Source organism: Gordonia paraffinivorans, assembly GCF_900683595.1.
GTDB lineage: Bacteria > Actinomycetota > Actinomycetes > Mycobacteriales > Mycobacteriaceae > Gordonia > Gordonia paraffinivorans.
On sequence record NZ_CAACYD010000007.1, the window covers coordinates 1 to 19347 of the forward strand.

Annotated in this window: 19 protein-coding genes; 6 read left to right on the forward strand and 13 right to left on the reverse strand. The window is 69.0% G+C overall.

What is annotated here, in order from left to right; translation table 11 throughout:
* From E1P53_RS12995 to E1P53_RS20470, 3 genes are all read left to right on the forward strand, one after another.
* The coding region (locus E1P53_RS12995; protein WP_407066432.1) for a thiolase C-terminal domain-containing protein at positions 1–533 on the forward strand (533 nt) is incomplete at its 5' end.
* A 38-nt stretch (positions 534–571) separates the two neighbouring features.
* Positions 572–1504: a winged helix-turn-helix transcriptional regulator gene (locus E1P53_RS13000; RefSeq protein ID WP_131734578.1), complete on the forward strand. Its 933-nt coding sequence runs from the start codon at positions 572–574 to the stop codon at positions 1502–1504.
* Positions 1505–1621: 117 nt separating this feature from the next.
* Entirely contained in the window at positions 1622–2956 is a 1335-nt protein-coding gene (locus tag E1P53_RS20470) for a DoxX family protein (protein WP_230824385.1), read from the forward strand.
* A gap of 105 nt (positions 2957–3061) precedes the next feature.
* Here the strand turns inward: E1P53_RS20470 and E1P53_RS13010 are convergent, their stop codons facing one another.
* From E1P53_RS13010 to E1P53_RS13030, 5 genes are all read right to left on the reverse strand, one after another.
* Complete coding sequence (locus E1P53_RS13010; RefSeq protein WP_131734579.1) at positions 3062–3904, reverse strand: alpha/beta fold hydrolase; 843 nt, start codon at positions 3902–3904, stop codon at positions 3062–3064.
* A gap of 97 nt (positions 3905–4001) precedes the next feature.
* Positions 4002–4205: a hypothetical protein gene (locus E1P53_RS13015; RefSeq protein ID WP_131734580.1), complete on the reverse strand. Its 204-nt coding sequence runs from the start codon at positions 4203–4205 to the stop codon at positions 4002–4004.
* Positions 4206–4313: 108 nt separating this feature from the next.
* Positions 4314–5768, reverse strand: coding sequence for a wax ester/triacylglycerol synthase domain-containing protein (locus E1P53_RS13020; RefSeq protein WP_131734581.1), 1455 nt, complete (start codon positions 5766–5768; stop codon positions 4314–4316).
* Positions 5765–7255: an HAD-IB family hydrolase gene (locus tag E1P53_RS13025; protein ID WP_131734582.1), complete on the reverse strand. Its 1491-nt coding sequence runs from the start codon at positions 7253–7255 to the stop codon at positions 5765–5767. The genes E1P53_RS13020 and E1P53_RS13025 overlap by 4 nt, the downstream gene beginning before the upstream one ends.
* Positions 7252–9555: a glycerol-3-phosphate 1-O-acyltransferase gene (locus E1P53_RS13030; RefSeq protein WP_131734583.1), complete on the reverse strand. Its 2304-nt coding sequence runs from the start codon at positions 9553–9555 to the stop codon at positions 7252–7254. Before E1P53_RS13030 ends, E1P53_RS13025 begins: the two co-directional genes overlap by 4 nt.
* A 207-nt stretch (positions 9556–9762) precedes the next feature.
* On the opposite strand from E1P53_RS13030, the gene E1P53_RS13035 reads away from it, so the two are divergent.
* Entirely contained in the window at positions 9763–10404 is a 642-nt protein-coding gene (locus E1P53_RS13035; RefSeq protein WP_131734584.1) for a trypsin-like serine protease, read from the forward strand.
* A 165-nt stretch (positions 10405–10569) separates the two neighbouring features.
* On the opposite strand, the gene E1P53_RS13040 is transcribed toward E1P53_RS13035, so the two are convergent.
* From E1P53_RS13040 to E1P53_RS13050, 3 genes are all read right to left on the reverse strand, one after another.
* Positions 10570–10773: a cold-shock protein gene (locus tag E1P53_RS13040; protein ID WP_006901346.1), complete on the reverse strand. Its 204-nt coding sequence runs from the start codon at positions 10771–10773 to the stop codon at positions 10570–10572.
* A gap of 185 nt (positions 10774–10958) precedes the next feature.
* A complete protein-coding gene (locus E1P53_RS13045) occupies positions 10959–11447 on the reverse strand; it encodes a hypothetical protein (protein ID WP_006901347.1) in 489 nt (162 codons plus the stop codon).
* A 5-nt stretch (positions 11448–11452) separates the two neighbouring features.
* Positions 11453–12898 (reverse strand): MFS transporter, encoded by a 1446-nt coding sequence (locus E1P53_RS13050; protein ID WP_006901348.1) that lies wholly within the window; start codon positions 12896–12898, stop codon positions 11453–11455.
* 84 nt (positions 12899–12982) lie between these two features.
* Here E1P53_RS13050 and E1P53_RS13055 point away from each other — a divergent pair, with 84 nt between their 5' ends.
* Positions 12983–13711: a TetR/AcrR family transcriptional regulator gene (locus E1P53_RS13055; RefSeq protein WP_083900254.1), complete on the forward strand. Its 729-nt coding sequence runs from the start codon at positions 12983–12985 to the stop codon at positions 13709–13711.
* Positions 13712–13916: 205 nt separating this feature from the next.
* Positions 13917–14747, forward strand: a complete 831-nt coding sequence (locus E1P53_RS13060; protein WP_131734585.1) for an aldo/keto reductase — start codon at positions 13917–13919, stop codon at positions 14745–14747.
* 54 nt (positions 14748–14801) lie between these two features.
* Here E1P53_RS13060 and E1P53_RS21140 read toward each other — a convergent pair whose 3' ends face one another.
* From E1P53_RS21140 to E1P53_RS13080, 5 genes are all read right to left on the reverse strand, one after another.
* On the reverse strand, positions 14802–14948 hold the full coding sequence (locus E1P53_RS21140) for a hypothetical protein (protein ID WP_165484436.1): 147 nt from the start codon (positions 14946–14948) through the stop codon (positions 14802–14804).
* Between the two features lie 19 nt (positions 14949–14967).
* Positions 14968–15198: a class I SAM-dependent methyltransferase gene (locus E1P53_RS21145; RefSeq protein WP_109237998.1), complete on the reverse strand. Its 231-nt coding sequence runs from the start codon at positions 15196–15198 to the stop codon at positions 14968–14970.
* 131 nt (positions 15199–15329) lie between these two features.
* Entirely contained in the window at positions 15330–16712 is a 1383-nt protein-coding gene (gene xylB / locus E1P53_RS13070; protein WP_131734586.1) for a xylulokinase, read from the reverse strand.
* Positions 16709–18196, reverse strand: coding sequence for a mannitol dehydrogenase family protein (locus tag E1P53_RS13075; protein WP_131734587.1), 1488 nt, complete (start codon positions 18194–18196; stop codon positions 16709–16711). The genes xylB and E1P53_RS13075 overlap by 4 nt, the downstream gene beginning before the upstream one ends.
* Positions 18193–19239, reverse strand: coding sequence for an NAD(P)-dependent alcohol dehydrogenase (locus E1P53_RS13080; RefSeq protein WP_131735320.1), 1047 nt, complete (start codon positions 19237–19239; stop codon positions 18193–18195). The genes E1P53_RS13075 and E1P53_RS13080 overlap by 4 nt, the downstream gene beginning before the upstream one ends.
* Positions 19240–19347 lie beyond the last annotated feature (108 nt).

Genomic DNA, 19347 nt, shown 5'->3' on the forward strand with positions numbered 1-19347 from the left:
TCGTGTCGGACCGGTTCCTCGCTGCGCACCCGGAGCTCCGACAGCGGCCGATCTCGCGCATCCACGGCTGGGGGCACCGAACGGCAGGCCTGTTGCTCGAGGAGAAGCTGGAGCGCAGCTCGGACGAGCCCCTGATGTTCCCCCACGTCACCGAGGCCATTCAGGACGCGTTCACGCGGGCGGGGGTCGGCACCGTCGACGACCTGGACCTGATCGAGACGCACGACTGCTTCACCGCGAGCGAATACATGGCGATCGACCACTTCGGGATCACCCCGCCCGGGGAGAGCTGGCGCGCGATCGAGTCCGGCGAGCTGGAGATCGGCGGACGAATCCCGGTCAATCCCAGCGGCGGCCTCCTCGGCGGCGGGCATCCGGTCGGGGCCACCGGAATCCGCATGCTGCTCGACTGCCACAAACAGGTCACCGGGACCGCGGGCGGATACCAGGTCGAGGGCGCCCGCCGCGCCGCGACGCTCAACATCGGCGGCAGCACGACCACCACCGTCAGCTTCGTCGTGGGGAGCGCGTGACGGGTGACGCTCGACCCGCCCCGATAGAGTTCTGCGACGTGGCACGACGGGCGGCGTACACGGAGCTGGAACCGGGTGGTGACAACGCCATCGCGGTCACCCTCGGCGCGCTCGGCGACGAGTGGAACCTGTGGATTCTGCGGTACGCGATCGCCGGTTGCCGACGCTACGGCGACTGGATGGAGCACGGGTCGATCTCCAACTCGGTGCTCTCGGCCAGACTCGCCCGCCTCACCGAGCTGGGGCTCTTCGACAAGGTTCGCTACTTTGACCGTCCGGCCCGCTACGAGTATCAGCTGACCGGGCGCGGTGTCTCGGTCTGGCCGATCCTGCTGAGCATGTGGGCGTGGGAGGCGCGATGGGCGCCGATGTCCGACGCCCCGCTACCGGCGATGCGGCACCGCGAATGCGGCAGTCGTTTCGCCCCCGTCCTCGTCTGCGCGGCGTGCGGCGAGGAGACGGTTCGTCACGACGTCGCGGCCAGGCTCGGACCGAGCGGCGATTGGTCCCGCAGTGTGCCGGCCTCCATTGGCCGACGCCGCTCGGCCAACGCACTGAAGCCCTCGCAACTGTTGCCCCACACCATGGAGCTTCTCGGCAACCGGTGGTCGGCGGCGATGCTCGGCGCATTCATGCTAGGTGCCAGACGATTCGGTGAGCTGAGCGATCGGACGGGTGCGCCGCCGGCGATGGTCGCCGACCGCCTCCGCCGATTCACCGAGCTCGGTGTGATCTCCACGGAGTCGGCCCCCAACCGCCCCGACTGGGTCACCTATCACCTCACCGAGAAGGGTGAGGCGTTCTTCCCGGTCGTCGTGCTGATGATCGCCTGGGGGCAGCGCTGGTTCCGTGCGCCGGAGGGGCCTGCCATCGAGTTCACTCATCGGTGCGGGAATCGTTTCGATCCGTTGCTCGTCTGCAGCGAGTGCCGGCACCGGCTGCGCGCGACCGAGGTGCTGGTGGAGGAGTAGATCCGGGTGCCGCCCGGGTAACCCGAGTCGACCCCTGAGGGAAGGACTCCCGGAAGGGGGTCGATCTCGGCTTCTTCCCCGATGTGACGACGCGCACACGCTCCCTAGCGTCGAGGTATGACTGCGATCGACACCGGCCCGCACGAAACGGCCTCCATCCCGGCCGCGACGACGACGAACGACGCGCCGCCGGGATGGGGTACGGCCCGCACGATCGCCTTCCGCCTTCTCTTCGTCTACTCGATCCTGTTCTGCCTGGCACTGTCGCAGATCACCATCGTCTACGCCGGCGTGGTGGCGAGTGTGCTGCCGGAGCGGATGGCCTTGTGGCAGTTGGGGCTGCTTTCTCCGGTCATCGAGTGGGCCGGGCGCACCTTCTTCGGCGTCGATGCCGTTCTGCGCAATACCGGTAGTGGAGACCAGACCGCGTTCTGGGTCCTCTGGTTCCTGATCGCAGCGGTGGCGGTGACAGCGGCGGCCGTCTGGTCGGCGGTGGACCGGCGTCGTCGCGACCACCGACGGTTGTGGGCCTGGACCGTGCTGGGACTGCGACTCGCGCTGGGCGGACAGATGCTGGCCTACGGATTCGCCAAGCTCATCCCGGTGCAGATGGCACAGCCTCCTCTGGCCACCCTCCTCGAGCCGTACGGTGAGTTCAGCCCGGCATCGGTGCTGTGGATGCAGGTGGGGTCCTCCCCGGTCTACGAGATGATCCTGGGCAGCGTCGAGGTGCTCGGCGGGATCTTGCTGTTCTGCTCGCGCACAGCGGTTCTCGGCGCGCTCGTCAGCTTCGCGGCGATGACCCAGGTGCTGATCCTCAACCTGACCTTCGACGTTCCGGTGAAGATCCTGTCGCTGCATCTGGTGGTCTTCGCGGCGATCCTCCTCGCGCCGTACGCGAGAGGGCTCGCGGACCTGTTCGTCTTCGGGCGCACGTCCCGTCCGCTTCGCATACCGCCGCTGTTCGCTCGCGCTGATCAGAACCGTCGCGCGGGGTGGGTACTGGTGATCCTGGGACTCTGGGTCGCATCTGGTGCCGCATACGAGAGTTGGTACGAGTACAACGAGTACGGTGGCGGTGCGCCGAAGCCGGCGCTGTACGGGATCTGGTCGGTCGGGGACCATCGTGTGGACGGGCGGTCGCTCCCGCCGCTGACCACCGACGAACAGCGTTGGCAGCGCGTGGTGTTCGACACCAACGGGGCCGTCACCCTCCAGATGATGGACGGTGAGCTGGTACCCGTGCAGGCACGGGTGGACGACGACAGGATGACCATTGTCCGTCCCGACGCAGACCTCCACGTGAGGCGGACCGACGCCGACACCCTGGTACTCACCGGGGTCGTCGACGGCACGCCGACCGCGATGACCGCACACCGTCTCGATCACGACTCGATGACCCTGCGCAGCAGAGGGTTTCACTGGATCCAGGAGGAGCCGTATTTCCGGTAGGCCGTCGGCGCCGAAGTAGAGGCGTGACTCCCAGAACGTCCGACGAGCGTGGTCATGCCCGGGCGGTCCGGGCACCGCGGTGTGCGGTCGGTAGGAGAGGAGCGATCACACGGCCGAGTCGATGTGCCCGGTGATGCGCATGGCGAGCACCTCCGGTTCGGTCTCGGGGAGCCAGTGGCTGCCGGATTCGATCGGCACGAAGGTCAGGTCACTGACGGTCTCGACGGTCTTCTCGGCGACGGCTCGGTTGAAGTAGGCGTCCTCGGTGCCCCAGATGTAGAGGGTGCGCGGCGGGGGTGCGGAATCTCTCGCCGAACCGGTCCTGCGCTTGGGGAGCACGGTGTCGCGGAGCATCTGCCGGTACCAGTTGAGAGCTCCCGTGGCGACTCCGGGCCGGTTCATGAGTTCCTGATAGTGGGTCGCCCGCTCGGCCGGTAGCCCTGACCGCTCGAGCAGCCAGGCGAGTCGACGCCGGACGACCAGTTCCGGAACCAGCGGAAGGGCAATCGCTCCCATGTACCAGCTGCGGAGGAGTTGTCCGGTGTGCGTCCAGGCCCACGACAGAGCCGCCGGATGAGGTGTCGAGACCACCGTCGCAGTCGCCATCCGCGATGGATGTGTCTTCCTCATGGTCCAGACCAGCGAGCCTCCCCAGTCGTGACCGACGATGTGCGCGGAAGCGAGTCCGTGGGAATCGAGCAGCGCGACGACGTCGCCGACGAGCGCGTCGACCGTGTACTCCGCGAGTTCACGGGGTTGCGCCTCGGGTGAGTACCCGCGCAGGTCGGGGATGAGCACTCGGAACCCCGCGTCGGCGAGCAGACCGCCCACCTCCGACCACGACGACGAATCCTGCGGGAACCCGTGCAGGAGGACCACTGTCTGTCCGTCGGTTGGACCGAGGTCGATGAACTGCAGTCGTAGATCGCCGGAAACGAAGGTCTTCACGTGCAAGGCTTCTCTCGTCGGTCGGTTGCATCGGACTTCTACAGAGTGCCAGGCGATGACCGACAGACGCTGTTTCGGTCGAGTTCGGAGGTCCGCGTCAGAGCAGCAGGAGCCACACGAACCGCAAGACCAGCGCGCTGATTCCGAACACGGCCGTCGCGACGAGCCAGCGCCTGGCGAGCCGGTCGGCGGTCTCGGGCTCGCGTCCGCGACGCAGGTACGACCAGGCCGCGGTGATCGCACAGAGCGACGCGATGACGCCGCAGCCGAGCACCAGCGTCAGCATCAGGCCGTTCACCATGCCGGTGGGTCGCCTCCCCGACCTGCCCGGTCAGACCTCGTCTCGGCGACGCGATCTCGGTCGACGTCGCGTCGCCGAAACGGCGTCTGCCAGTGCGTGCTCAGGATGTCACGCCACCCGCTTCAGCTGCCCGGGCGGACGGTTGTCGTCGGCCGCGAGCGCGAGGACCTCGTTGAACCCGGCGACGAGGCACTCGGCCCACAGCTCCTGGTCGGTCACCGCGGCGCCGTCGGAATTGATGCCGAGACAGGCGACCCCGTTGTGGGTGATCATCGTGGCCATCATGGCGCAGCCCGGGAGCGGGCCGAACGGGAACATCCGCTCGACCTTGGCGCCGGCGACGTAGGTGTCCCACGGGATTCCGGGCACGTTCGACGCCTGCAGGTCGTTCTGGCTCGTCGCCCCGCTGAAGCGCATCAACACCGAACCCGGCAACCAGGCCATCACGGAGCCGAGGGTGTTGAAGATGTCGACCGCGGGCTCGTGCCGGGCCTGCCGGACCTGCTCGCGAATGGTGAGCACCCGTTCGAAGGGGTCGGCGATGCCGACGGGGCCGGCGAGCCGCCCGACCGCGATCCGATTGCCGCCGGCCGGGTCCTCCGGGCGCCGCACCGAGATCGGGATGGCGACCGGGATCGCCTCGACCGGGCAGTTCATCTTCTCGTGGTAGTACCGGAAGCCGCCGATCAGGCCGGCGAGGTAGACGTCGTTGACCGACGACCGTGCCGCCGTCGCGGCCGCCTTGAGATCGGCGAACGGGACCTCGAAGGCGCCGAACCGCCACGACACGCTCCGGTTGGCGAGCAGTGGGGAGCCGGGCGGGCTGACCAGACCGGCGACTCGCGGCACCGACCTGCCGTAGCGGAGCGCCGTGCTCAGCGCCTCCCGCGGATGGGCGAGTGCGCGAATGCCCTTCAGGGTCAGGTCGATGCGATGGGGAACACGGCGGATCTCCTCGGCGACCTGACGCTCCAGGATGTCCAGCGTCGTGATGTTCACCGGGTCCGGGCTCGGCGGCTGCGGCTTCTTCGGGTTGTGCTCGCGCGTCGGCGAATGCAGTTGCGCCAGACCGATGATCGCACCCAGGCCGTCGGTGAGCGCGTGATGGGCCTTGAGGAAATAGGCGGCCTTGCCGTCGGGCAGGCCCTCGAACAGGTAGCCCTCCCACGGCGGGCGCGCGGCGTCCAGGGCGGTCATGGCGAGTTGCTCGCAGGTCGTCAGCAACTCCCGCATGGATCCGTCGCCGCCCAGCCGGACACGCCGCAGGTGGTAATGCAGGTCGAAGTCGGGATCGACTGCCCAACTGGGTGTTCCGGTGCCGAAGGGGGAGTCGACGACGCGCTGGCGGAACCGCGGCGCCATGCGGCTGCCCCACTCGTGGGCCGCGACCAGGCGGTCCCAGTCCGGGTCGCAGTCGTAGATCTCGAGCATGCAGATCGTGCCGCGCATGCGACGGTCGGTGTCGCCGCGCCACATGATGGTGTCGACGGGCGACATGTGCGGGTCTCGGGCCCAGTCGAGCGGCTCGTCCACGCCGCGGGTGAGGTCGGCGTCGTTGCTCATCGTGCGGTCTCCTCGGGTGAACGACGCAGCGACTTCACCGAGTCGTCGACGAACGACTCCAGCGGCCAGTCCGCGAGCGTGCTGACGTACATCTGTCGGACCTCCTCGGCGCGTTTGCCGATCTCCTCGACGGTCCAGGTGCTCGTGTCGATCGGCGGGAGGACCATCACCTCGACGGTCCCGGGTCTGATGAGTTGGGCACCGCGCCACATCAATTCGCCGGTGTTGCGCAGCACCACCGGGACAATCGGCACGCCTGCCTGCATCGCGATGTGAAACGGCCCCTTCTTGAACTCGCCCACCCGCGGCGTCGGGGAGCGGGTGCCCTCGGGGGCGATGACCAGCGACATCCCGTCGCGCAGTGCGTCGACGGCGGGAGCGAGCTGCTCGATAGCCTTGCTCCGGTCGGCGCGGTCGATGAAGACCAGGCCCGCCTGTTTGAGGATCTCCCCGAGAACCGGGACCCGGGCCACCTCCTTCTTGGCGACGCCGGTGGCCTCGCCGCGGATGAGGTGGATCATCACCGGCAGGTCCAGCTTGGACTGGTGGTTGAACAGGAACACGCACGGCCGGTCCGAAAAGAGGTACTCCCCGCCCTCGAGCACCTGGACGTGCACGCCGGCCAGCGACAGCCCGACGTCGTTGCCCGTGGGCAGCGCCTCGACCAGGGCCTGCGGATCGCGCCGGACGATGCCGGCGGCGACGCCGACCGCCGCCGACGCCAGGAACGACCCGTAGAACGCGCCGGTCCGGGCCAGCATGCCGAGCTTGTTGTAGGTGGGGTTCTTCAGGTCGATGATCGGCCACCCGCGCGCCTCGGCCTCGGCGCGGAGGATCCGGCGCGGGGAGACGGCCGCAGGGTTGCCGACGGCCTCGAGATAGGGGATGTCCTCGTTGCCGTCGCTGTAGGCGAACGATGCGTCGAGGTCGATGTCGTGTTCGCGTGCGAGTTGCCGGACGGCGGCGGCCTTGCCGGGGCCCCACAGCGGGCGGCCCTTGATGTTGCCGGTCACCACGCCGTCCACCACCTCGACGTCGGTGGCCAGCGCATAGTCGGCGCCGATCTCCTTGGCGATCGGCTCGATCTGGAATCGCGTCGCCGACGAGGCGATCACGATCGTGTGCCCCATCTCGCGGTGCGCGCGCAGGATCTGCCACATCTGCGGTCGGAGTTTGGCGGCGGTCTCGTGCTTGAACAGGTACTCGCCGAAGGCGATCAGCTCGGCATAGGTCTTGCCCGCGAAGGTCGGCCGCGTCGCCGCGAGCACTTCGGCGTAGTCCTGCTCGGACACGACGCCGCGCAGGCCGATGAGCAGGAACTCGGCGAGCTCGCCGAGCCCGAACTCCATGCTGCGCAACCGGGCCCGCATGATCGCCGCCGCGGAGAATCCCTCGATCAGGGTGCCGTCGTAGTCGAACAGCGCCGCGACCTGCTTGCCCCGCGGCGCCGAGCGGATCGCCCGCATGCGATCGGTGAACGCGCTCACCGTGCGACCTCCTCGTCGGTCCGGCCGGCGGGCTGGAGATCCTCGATCGCGGCGATGCGCGCGAGCCGGTCCCGCATCAGTTCGACCTCGTCGAGCCAGTTCTGGCGGGCGACACGCAGGTCGACGACGCCCTCGCCGTGGATGAGCCCGCGGTTGTCGGCGAGGCGATAGCCGCCGTCGTAGAGATCCTTCGACACCGAATCCTTGCTCCGCAGAACACCTTGCAGGTCGAGCTGCCGGCCGAGGCCGAGGCAGTCCTTGATGAAGGTGTCCTTCTCGCGGGCGGTGTTGCCGAGTTCGACGAGCTTGGTCGCGACGACCAGCTGGGCGTCGAAGAAGGGTTGCAGGGTCCGGCGCGCGAACAGGGCGCCGGTGTGGCGGTGCAGCATCTCGTAGGTCCACTCCTGCGACGGGGTGACCTCGCGCCAGCCGGGTGCCAGCAGATCGAGTTCGACGCCGAGGCGGTGGAGGAACTCCTGTTTCGGCGGGAAGAAGAACTCGAACTTGAGCAGGTCCCGGATGCGTAGCGCCTCGCGTTGGGCCGCGGCGAGCAGCCCCTCGTCGGGACTGGGTGGCGTACTGCCGACGTGGTCGCTGCGTATCGGCGTGCTGCCGGCCTGCACCTCGCCCTCGGCCAGGGCCAGCAGCCCCATCTCGACGATGGCGCGGTCGACGAAGTGGTGGATGGCGCCGTTGCGGTAGTACGCGGCCACTGCACGGTTCTCCGGCACGATCCACCACACCTGCTCCGACCCGCCCTCATAGGTGGCGACGACGCCGTTGCCGGCGAGGACCCGCAGCGTCTGGATCAGCCCGACCCCGCGGCAGAGCGACGGGTCGGGTCCGGGGAGCCCGCGTTGGTCGATGTAGTCCAGCAGCGGGGCGAGCACGGCCTCGATCTCGGAGAGCGTGTAGGCGCGGTCCCGGGCGCCGAGCCCGGCGAAGCCGACCAGGGACGTCGCGGTGATCGGGGTGGCCGAGTTGATCTCGTCCATGACGCGGAAGGCGACCTTCTCGAGCTGTGCGCTCCCTTCGCCGGCCTCGGCGAGCGTTTCCCGCAACGACAGCGGCCTGCCGAAACGGACCCTCGCCTCGCCGAGGTAGTCGCGTTGCGCCTTGGCGTATCGCAGCAGCCATCCGACGCTCTCGGGCTTCTTGACCCCGCCGGCGTCCTCGGCGGCGATCGCCCCGACCTCATGCAGCTGGTCGTAGACGATGGAGGTCGGCACGATGGTCACATCCACGTCCTCGAGTTGGTCGAGCGCGTCGACGACATAGCGCAGCAACCCCAGCATCGGCCGGCGCAGCTTGCCGGTCCGGCTGCGTCCCCCCTCGATGTACCACTCGAGATTGAAGCGCTTCTCGATGACGTAGGCGAGGTAGGAGCGCATCGCGAACTTGTAGACCGGGTCGGCCCCGAACTTGCGCCGGATGAAGATCATCCCGGAGCGGCGGGCGATCGGCCCCACCGGCCAGAACGACAGGTTGTTCCCACCGAGGACGAGGTTCGGCGGGAAGTCGTTGCTGCGCAGGACCTTTGCCAGGACCAGCGGGTCGACGTACGAGCGATGCGACGGCAGGAAGATCAGGCCCGTCTTCTTGTTCAGCTTGCGCAGCGAGTTGAGGGTGTCGACGTCGACGCTCACATTCCATGCGCGTTCGTGGAGACGGTCGAAGGTGGCGGAGAAGATGTCTCTCATCAATCGGCTCTGGGTTGCGACGAAGCCCGACAGTTTATCGATGGCCTCGGCGACCACCGCGTCCGTCGGACGCCCGAGCTCGGCGGCGAGCTCGGCGGCCCCGGCCCGGAAACGGGCCGAGCTGCTGATCTGCTCGGCGACCAGCCTCGGCACCTTGTAGCGGTCACCGACGATCTGTCGTTCGGCGCGTTCGGCCGAGATGGATGCCTGCAGCCGCACGAACTCGTCGAAGGACGACGCCACCTGCTCGCGATCGTGGCGCTCCCGCAGTTGGGCGATGGTGGCCGGCTCGCCGGCGGCCACGCGCAGGGCGTCCGGGCGGCGCTTGCGGATGATCGGCTGCATGGGGCCGAGTGGCCGGCGCGGATTCGACAGGACGAGGACGTCGCCGAGGGTGACGCGGCGTTCCCCCTGGCGGGCCGCGGGAAGCCAGACCGGTCGTACCGGAACCAGGAGCGTCTCCGGCGGCAGTTCCTCGAAGTCCACCTCCGAGCCGGGGCGGATCTCGGCATCCGGATAGGCGTCGGCGGCCCACTCGGAGACGGCCTGCATCTCGCAGGAGGTACGGGCCTTGGTCAGAACCAGAACCGGGTCGGTCACCTACATCACCCTTCACGTCGCCTCGACGGGGACTGCGCCCCCGGGGTCCCGGCGGCTCCGACGATTCGCCGCTCGGATCCCACTGCCCATTGTGACGTGGCTTACATCGGACGCGGTGCCTTTTCGACGATGCGGCTCGGGTCGGTGCGATGACCTCTCGTGCACCGCCCGTCGCGGATAGGCTGACGGGGTCCGGGGAGGGGATTCATGGGGATTCGGTTACGTGCGCTGACGTCCGTCGGGGCGGCGCTTGCGGTCGTCGGCGGCCCGGCTGCGATCGCGGATGCCGCACCGCCCACGGTGCGGTCCGGCATGCAGATCAGCATCGACGAGACGATCCTGACGGTCAACAACTGCACGCTCGGAGCGGTGATCTCCCGGGGGAAGGCCCTGACCGCAGGACATTGCGGCGCTCTCGGGCGCGCCGTCCGAGACCGGCACGGGAACCGGATCGGGACCGTGGCCGCGAACCATGTCGGCCGCAAGCTCGACGTCGCGGTGATCTCCCTGGCGCCGCGGGCCGAGATCCGGGTCGACGAGATCGACTGGCAGCCGGGGTTCGTCCGCGGCCAGGTCGTCACCAAGAACGGAATCGCCACCGGCTCCGGCAGGGGAAAGGTGACCGACCCGGTCCCGGCGGTGCGGACGTCGGCCGGCTTCTCGCTCGCACCGCCGTTCGTCGACGTCCATGAGTCCTACACGATTTCCACGACGCTTCGCTCCGAGATGGGTGACAGCGGTGCAGGTGTGCGCAATGCGCGCGGGCGGGTCGTCGGCATCCTGTCGTCGGGCACGGCCGACGGTACGAGGGTCGTCCCGCTGTCGAAGCTGCCGAAAGCGCTCCGCTAGACCCGGATCGGTTGCGGCGCTGTACCTTTCGGACACCATCCGGGTCGGGTGCGAGCGGGGCGGGAACGGCGGGTGGACGACGAAGCCGTGAAACGACGAAGCCGTGAAACGACGAAGCGCCGCGCCGGACATGCCGGACGCGACGCTTCGTGAAGTCAGGTGTGCTTAGAGCGCGCTGACGTTGGTTGCCTGAGGGCCCTTCTGGCCCTGCTCCACGTCGAACTCGACGCGCTGGTTCTCCTCGAGGTTGCGGAAACCGCTACCGTTGATCGAGGAGTAGTGGACGAAAACATCGGCGCCCTGGTCGTCGGGTGCGATGAAGCCGAAGCCCTTTTCGCCGTTGAACCACTTGACGGTTCCCTGTGCCATACTGCTGTACTTCTTTCTTCAGTGAACAGCCACCCAAACCGATGGCTGCTCGGCCAGTCTGTCACAGAAAACCCGCCCTGGGAAACGGTGAGTCCGAAAAGGGCGCTGACGTGGCACGATCTGGGAGGTCGGTGCGCGTCCGGTGCCGTTCCCGTCGGGCGGGTCTTCGTGAGCGTGGCCGGGGATCAGATGTGCACGGTGTCCGATCTCGGTGCGCCGATGCGGCGGTCGGTGCCGGATCGGGACCCGCCGCGCCACAGCAATGCCACGACGATCACACCGACGACGCACGGCACGAGTTGCATCCAGCCGACGGCCGGGGCCAGTCCGACCTCCCCCGAGGTGTCCTCGATGAAGACCAGGGTGGCCGTGACGGCGACGGCGGCGGCGAAGATCGTCGAGACGATCGTCCGCGCATGGCGGGTGCCGCGCCGGATCAGCCAGGCGCTCGTCAGCCAGGCGACGACGCCGACGGCGCCCATGATCCCGAGGATGCCCAGGTACGCCGTGGCGGCGGTGTCGATCTCGTCCGGCGTGAAATCCGGATACCCGTGCCGGATGTGATCGGTCAGCACGTCGCGCATCCCGAACGGGATGATCGCGACCAGTGCGGTGAGGACCGCGCCCAGCGCCGTCAGTCCGGTGACCACCCTCGTGTTCGCTGTACTGCTCATCGTTCTCACTCCTTTCGTTGGACGGTGGGGGACTCGTCGACGTCCCGGTGCGTCGCCTGAGCCCCGCGGGGGATGACGGTCAGTGCGACGAGAACCGCGACGACGAGCAGTGCTGCGGCCGCGGTGAGGCCGAGTCCGTATCCGGCGTTCGCCGCGTCGACGGAGGGGTCGCCCCCGGTTCGGCTCGCGGCGAGCGTGCCCAGTGCGGCCAGGCCGAGCGCGGCGCCGATCTGCCGGGAGCTGTTGAGCAGCGCGGACGCTGTTCCGCTCTCGTCCGCCGCGACGCCGGCGGTGGCGACGGAGACGACCGGTGCCAGCGCCAGCCCGAAGCCGACGCCGGTCACGATCGCCGGCCCGAGGATGTCGGCGAGGAACGAGCCGTCGACGGAGATCCGGCCGAACCAGGCCAACCCGAGTGCGGTGAGTCCGCCGCCGATCACCATCAGGGTGCGCGGGGCATACCGGTAGCCGAGCCGCACGGCGAGCACGGACCCGACGATGACCCCGAGGGCCAGGGGCAGGAACTCGAGGCCGGTGACGGCCGGCCCTTCGCCCAGCACGCGTTGGGCGTACAGGGAGGCGAAGTAGAAGGCCGACGCCATCGCCCCGCCCAGCAACAGGTTGAAGATGTTCGCGCCGGTGACCGATCGGTGGCCGAAGATCCCCAGCCGGACGAGCGGTTCGTTGCGTGTCGTCTTCTCGACCAGGACGAATGCGCTGAGCAGCACGGCCGCCGCGGCCAGGGTGGTGACGGTGCTCGTCGACGCCCAGCCGACGGCGTCGGTCCGGACGATGCCGTAGACCAGCGTCATCATGCCCGCGGTCGCCAGGACGGCCCCCAGCACGTCGGGGCTCCGGCGGCCGCCGGTCAGGCGATCGGCGGGGATGCCGGTCGCGACCGCCAGGGCGATCGCGGCGATCGGGGCGTTGACGAACATGACCCACCGCCATCCGGCGTACTCGGTGAGCACGCCGCCGATCACCACGCCGAAGGCGCCGCCCGCGGCGTTCATCGCGCTCCAGATGCCGAACGCCTTCACGCGTTCGCGTCCCGCCGGGAACGTCGTGGACAGCAGGGCCAACGCGGCCGGCGCCATGGCGGCGGCGCCGACGCCCTGGATCGCCCGTGCCACCACGAGCTGCATCGGGTTCATCGCGAAACCGCCTGCCACCGAGGCTATCCCGAAGACGATGAGTCCGGTGAGGAGTAGCCGTCGACGGCCGTACCGGTCGGCGAGTTTGCCGCCGAGGAGCAGCAGTCCGCCGAAGGTCAGCGCGTAGGCGTGGATGACCCAGGTGGAGCCGACCGCATCGAATCCGAGGCCGTCTGCGATCCGGGGCAATCCGACGTTGACGACCGAGAGATCGAGCGAGACCAGGAACTGCGTCACGGCCACCGCGGCGAGGACCAACTGGGAGCGGGCGAGTGTTTCCGGATACTTTTCGAACATGTTCCGAAAGTAAGAACGCGCAGGTCGGGTGTCAACCCTCGATTTCGCGGACCATCGCCTCGGGGTTTTCCCCCACAACGCAGAATGGAGGGCGTGACCCGATCGAGTTCGACGCCCGACCGCGCCTCCGGCGCCGCGCCCGGCAGCTCCTCCGGCGGCCGCACCGGGCGGCCGCCGGTGACCTCGCGTGCGCAGATCCTGGCGGCCGCCCGGGCGATCATCGACGAGCACGGATGGGAGAAGCTGACGATCCGTCGCCTGGCGTCGGAGCTCGGGGTCGGACCGACCACGCTCTATCACCACGTCCGCGACAAGGACGACCTGCTGATCCAGCTGCTCAACGACCACGCCGACGCCACGGTGCGCACGCCGCTCCCGGAAGCGCCGCGTGATCGGATCGTCCAGGCCGCGTTGGTGATCCACGACTCGCTGAGCTCCTGGCCGTGGGCGGCCGAGATCCTCACCACCGACGGCTTCCTCGGACGCCTGGGCGAGTCGTCCCTGGAGATGGTCGAGGCCATCGTCGGCGCCGCCGTCGATCACGGATGCACGACCGAGCAGGCGGTGGTCGTGTTCCGCAGCATCTGGTACTTCACCGTCGGCGAGATCCTCGTGCGTGCACACTCGGACCCCCGGCGTCCCGCCGAACCCGAACTCCTCCAAGGGTTCCTGAGTACGGCGAACCCGGAGCGGTTCCCTCGTCTCGCCGAGATCGGTCAGGACTGGCCGGTGATCTCGGCCCGCGACACGTACCCGTGGGCGCTCGAGGCCTTCGTCGACGGCCTGCTGGCCCATGCCCGGGACGAGCGCTGAGTCCACGGCCGGTGGGCCGGTGATCCGCGGGAAGTGCAGGTCACGGGGCTGCGCGAGTCGCCGTGGAATATGTCGACCCCCGCGAGGACTTGAACATGATCATGGCCCGTCGCGGCGCGGATGCCGCCAGGCGGTGGCATTCCCCTCGCGGCGGCCCGGTCTCGAGGTGACCCCTCGTACATCCCGACGAAAGGACAGATCGCGTATGACAGTCCCGAACATCACGCTGAACAACGGAGTATCCATCCCGCAGTTGGGTTTCGGTGTGTGGCAGGTCCCGCCGGAGGACACCCGCGCCGCGGTCGCGACGGCCCTCGAGGTCGGCTATCGGCACATCGACACCGCCGAGATGTACGGCAACGAGAAGGGCGTCGGGGAAGCCATCCGCGAGTCGGGGCTGAGCCGGGACGAGGTGTTCATCACCAGCAAGCTCAACAACGGGTTCCACGCCTACGACGACGCGCTGAAGGCGCTCGACAAGACCAACGAGGACCTGGGGGTCGAGCAGGTCGACCTGTTCCTGATCCACTGGCCGCTGCCGGGCGTGGGCGACTTCGTCGAGACCTGGAAGGCGCTGGAGAAGGCCTATGCCGACGGCAAGGCGCGCGCCATCGGCGTGTCGAATTTCCAGCAGGCCCACCTGCAGCGACTGCTGGACGAGACCGAGATCGTGCCGGCGGTCAACCAGATCGAGGTGCACCCCTACTTCTCGCAGAATGCGTTGCGTGCCTTCAACTCCGAGCACGGAATCGTGACCGAGGCGTGGTCGCCGCTGGCGCAGGGCAAGATCGTCGACGACCCGGCGATCACGAAGATCGCCGAGGCGAAGGGCCGCACGCCGGCGCAGGTGACCCTGCGCTGGCACCTGCAGCGCGGCGACATCGTCTTCCCGAAGTCGGTGACGCGATCGCGTGTCGAGGAGAACTTCCACGTGTTCGACTTCGAGTTGTCCGACGACGAGATCGCCGCGATCGACGCGGTGAACCGGGACGAGCGCATCGGACCCGATCCGGACACGTTCAACTGGATTCCCTGATCTGACGGCGCATGAGGGCGGGCCACCGGAACCGGTGGCCCGCCCGACTGTCGGTCAGTGCTTGGTCAGCATCGCCCGCATCTGGCTGAACCGGAACAGCGCCGGTTCACCGATGACGCCCTGATGGCGACTGATCACCTCTCCGACGAACTCGCGGGTCTCGTCATCGGAGAGCCGGGAGGTCCAGGCCGGTGAACCCACCCTGAACCAGTCGGCGAAGTCACCGACCGCGCTCCAGCGCGCGCTCGATCATCCGCCGCGAGGCGTCGACGCCGACCACCGAACCCTGCGGAAGGCGCTCGGCCAGCAGCATCGTGATGAACCCGTCGCCGCACCCGACGTCGAGCAGGCGTTCGTCGCCGTTCAGTTCGAGGCCGGCGATCGACTCGGTGGCCACCATCCGCTGCAGCCCGCTGACCTCGGCATACTTCGCACCATCCCAGTCGACCATCGCATCTCCCGCCATCAGAGGTCCGGGTTCCATGGTCCTCGCTGGAACGACCGTGGGGACGGGATCGGTGGATTCCACACGGGCGGGTCGCGCGGGGGACCTCGCGGCCCGGCGCTCGTGCGCCGCGCGGCTCAGCCGACGACGTCGACGACGGAGCGGTACCGCTCGTACACCTCCGGGGCCGGGTCGGCGGTCAGCTTCCGGCGCGCGACGTCCCAGTCCGGCAGCTCACCAGTGAGAGCCCATGCGGCCTGGCGGGCCGCGCCGAGGGCGACGTGCTCGCCGTCGGCCGGGACGTCGACCCCGCCACCGAGCATCGCCGGCGCGATCGCCCGCACCGCAGGCGACTTCGAACCACCACCGGTGAGCAGGATCCGATCGACCGTGATGCCCTGCGCCTCGATCTTCTCCCGGCAGAACACCAGGGACGCGATCAGCCCCTCGACCGCGGCTCGCGCGACCGATGCCGGGGTGAGGTTGGCCGCGGTGATCCCGGTCAGTGTCCCGGTCGCGTCGGGGAGATTCGGGGAGCGCTCACCGGCGAAGTACGGAATCAGCGTCAGACCGTTCGCCCCGGGAGGAGCGGCGAGCGCGAGATGGGCGAACTCCTCGAGGTCGACTCCGAGCATCCGCGCCGTCGACGCCAGCACCGGCGCACCGTTCAGCGTGCACACCAGCGGGAGATGCCGGCCCGTGGCGTCGGCGAACCCCGCGACGAGTCCCTCCGGGTCGGCGGGCGCGGAGTCGGAGACGGCGCACACGACGCCGGAGGTGCCCAGGGACACCACGGCCTCGCCGGGACGCACATGCAGCCCGAGGGCCGCTGCCGCGTTGTCACCGGCACCTGCGCCGACGACCACACCGGACGGCGTGACGCCGGACCGTTGGCCAGGCCCGACGATGCGTGGCACCACCGGTCGACGGCCGCGGAACGCGAGTTCGAGCAGGTCGGGTCGATACTCTTCCGACGGCGCGCTGAAGTATCCGGTCCCCGACGCATCGCTGCGATCGGTCGTCAACTCGGAGATGTCGGTACTGCCGCGCAGGCGCCAGGTGAGCCAGTCATGGGGCAGGCACACCGCGGAGGTGGCGTCGGCGGCCTCGGGTTCGTGGTCCGCGAGCCAGCGGAGCTTGGCGGCGGTGATGGCCGCGACCGGGACCACACCGACCGCCTTCGCCCACCGGTCCGATCCGCCCAGGTCGTCGACCAGATCCGCGGCGCTCGATGCCGAACGGACGTCGTTCCACAGCAACGCTTCTCGTACGACCTGCCCGTCGGCGCCCAGGCACACCATCCCGTGCTGCTGCCCTGCCACCGACGCCGCGGCCACATCGTCGAGTCCGCCGGCCCGGGACACGGCGTCGCGCAACGCCTCCCACCACCGCTCGGGATTCACCTCGGTGCCGGGCGGATGGGGTGAACTCGCCGAGCGGACGACCTCACCCGTCCCCGCGTCGCAGACGACGACCTTGCAGGACTGCGTGGACGAGTCGATTCCGGCGACCAGGGTCATGACAGCAATTCTGTCAGCGTGGCGCGTGCGCCCTTGGTGCGAAGCGCATCCAGCGTGGCGAGATACGGCGTGGTGAAGCCCTCCTGCTCGGCCAGATCCCCGAACAGTTCACGATCGGCGACGAATGCCAGCGGGTCGGTGCGTGACCGCCGGGCCCGTGGAACGAGATCCGCCGCTCGTGAGTCCACGACCTCGATCGGTTCGCCCTGTTCGTCGACACCCTCGGCATACCGCGTCCAACTGGCCACCACTGCGGCGGCCAACTCGCTGCGCCGCCCGTCGGCGAGACGCTCCCGGATCACCGGCACCAACCACTTGGGGATTCGGTCGGAGGAGTCCTGGCACAGCCGGGCGATGGTGTCGCCGATCGCCGGGTTGGCGAACCGCTGCAGCAGGGTCTCGATGTAGACGTCCACGTCGACGCCGGGCAGTTGCCGCAGGGTGGTCTTGCCTTCTTCGGTCATGTAGCGGCGCAGGAGATTCTGCAGATCGGTGTCCGATGCCGCGTCGTGCACGTACCGGTGGCCGAGGAGATACCCGAAATAGCAGAGCGCCTGATGGCCCGCGTTCAGCAACCGCAGCTTCATCAGCTCGTAGGGCGTCACGTCGTCGACGACCTGCACGCCCACGGTCTCCAGAGCCGGGCGGCCCATCGCGAAGTCGTCCTCGAGAACCCATTGCGTGAACGGCTCCGCGACCACCGGCCAGGCGTCGACGACGCCCGTGCGTGCGGTCACCTCGTCGGTGAGTTCGGGCGGGGTCGCGGGCGTGATGCGGTCGACCATCGAGTTCGGGAAACGGGTGTTGGCCTCGATCCACTGCGCTAGTTCGGGGTCCCGCAGGCGTGCGTAGGCCAGGAAGGTTGACCGTGCCATGTGGCCGTTGCCCTGGATGTTGTCGCAGGACATCACCGTGAACGATCCGATCCCGCGGTCGCGGCGACGGGCGAGCGCCTCGGTGACCAGACCGAACACCGTTCGGGGCGGCTCGGTCCCGGCCAGGTCCGCGACGATGTCGGGGTTCGCGGCGTCGAACTCGCCGGTGGCGGGGGAGAAGTTGTAACCGCCCTCCGTGACCGTGAGCGAGACGATGCGGATGGCCGGGTCGGCCAGCCGTTCCAGGACCTTCTCGGGATCGTCCGGCGCGTAGAGATATTCGACGATGGAACCGATCACCGAGGTCTCGGCCGCCCCACCGGGATGTTTGAGCGTGAGGGTGAACAACCCGTCCTGGGGCGCGAGCGCATCACGCATCGCCGTGTCGGCGGGACGCACACCGACCCCGCAGATGCCCCACCCACGGGCCGACGGGTCGGCGGCGAGGAGCCGGTCGAGGTACATCGCCTGGTGTGCGCGGTGGAAGGCGCCGACGCCGAAGTGGACGATTCCCGGTGTGACGGCGTCACGGTCGTAGGCGGGAACCGCGGCGTCGTGGACCATGTCCAGGGTCGCGGCGGTCAGGGGAGGGGTCGGCGTCGAGCTCATCGGTGAGCTGCTCCTGTCGTGTCGAGTCGTGTGGTGTCGTCCCAGCGTCGAACAGCCGGGTGGACAACCGATTTGATGGTTCCCGGCATCCGGTCGGCGTCGAGGGCGTCGGCGAGCTCGTCGAGGCCGAACCGCGCGGTGACCATCGCGTCCAGGTCGACCGCGCCGGCGGAGACGAGTGCCAGCGCGGTGGGCCAGGTGTTGGCATAGCGGAACACGCCGGTCAGCACCAGTTCGCGGTTCTGGATGAGGTTCACCGGGAGTTCCATCGTGTCGGCGCCCATGCCCACCAAGACGATCCGCCCACCCGGGCGGACCGCGTCCATCCCCGCCCGGACCGCGGCGGCGACTCCACTGGCATCGATGAAGGCGTCCACCGGATCGATCGGGTCCTCTGGGGAAACAGCTTGCGTGGCACCGAATTCCAGCGCGCGCCGACGGCGGGTGTCGTCGGGCTCGCTGACGATGATGCGGGTGAGACCCGAAGCCCGGGCGACCTGGGCGATCATCAGCCCGATCGGGCCGGCCCCGGTGATCAGCATCGAGTCGCCCGCCGACACCGCCGCCTTGCGGACCGACGCGATCCCGACCGACAGCGGCTCGAGCAGCGCGGCCGCCTCGTCGGACACCTCAGGCGGCACCGGATGGGCGAAGTCCGCACCGATGGTCACGAACTCGGCGAACGCCCCGTCGACGGGCGGGGTCGCGAAGAACCGCATGTGCGGACACAGGTGGTAGTCCCCGCGTTTCGACTCCGCCGACGTCGGGTCGGGGCGTTGCGGCTCGATGGAGACGCGCTCGCCGACGCGGTCGGCCGCGACACCCTCGCCCACCGCGACGATGACGCCGGACGCCTCGTGGCCGAGGATCAGCGGCCGGTCTACGACGTACTCGCCGATGCGACCGTGGCGGACGTAGTGGACGTCGGAGCCGCACACGCCGACCGCGCGCACCGCAACCAGGACGTCGCCGGGACCCGGCCTCGGTGACCTGCGGGTTTCGATCCTGAGCGACAGATCCGGGTGGAGAACCCCGGCGCGCATGCGTTGTGGCGGCTCAGGGGTGGAGGTGAGGGGTGTTGCGTGGGTCACACAGTGGATGCTAGCTTACTGAGCATATTTACCGCTAGTGAGCAGATGCTCACACGAGAC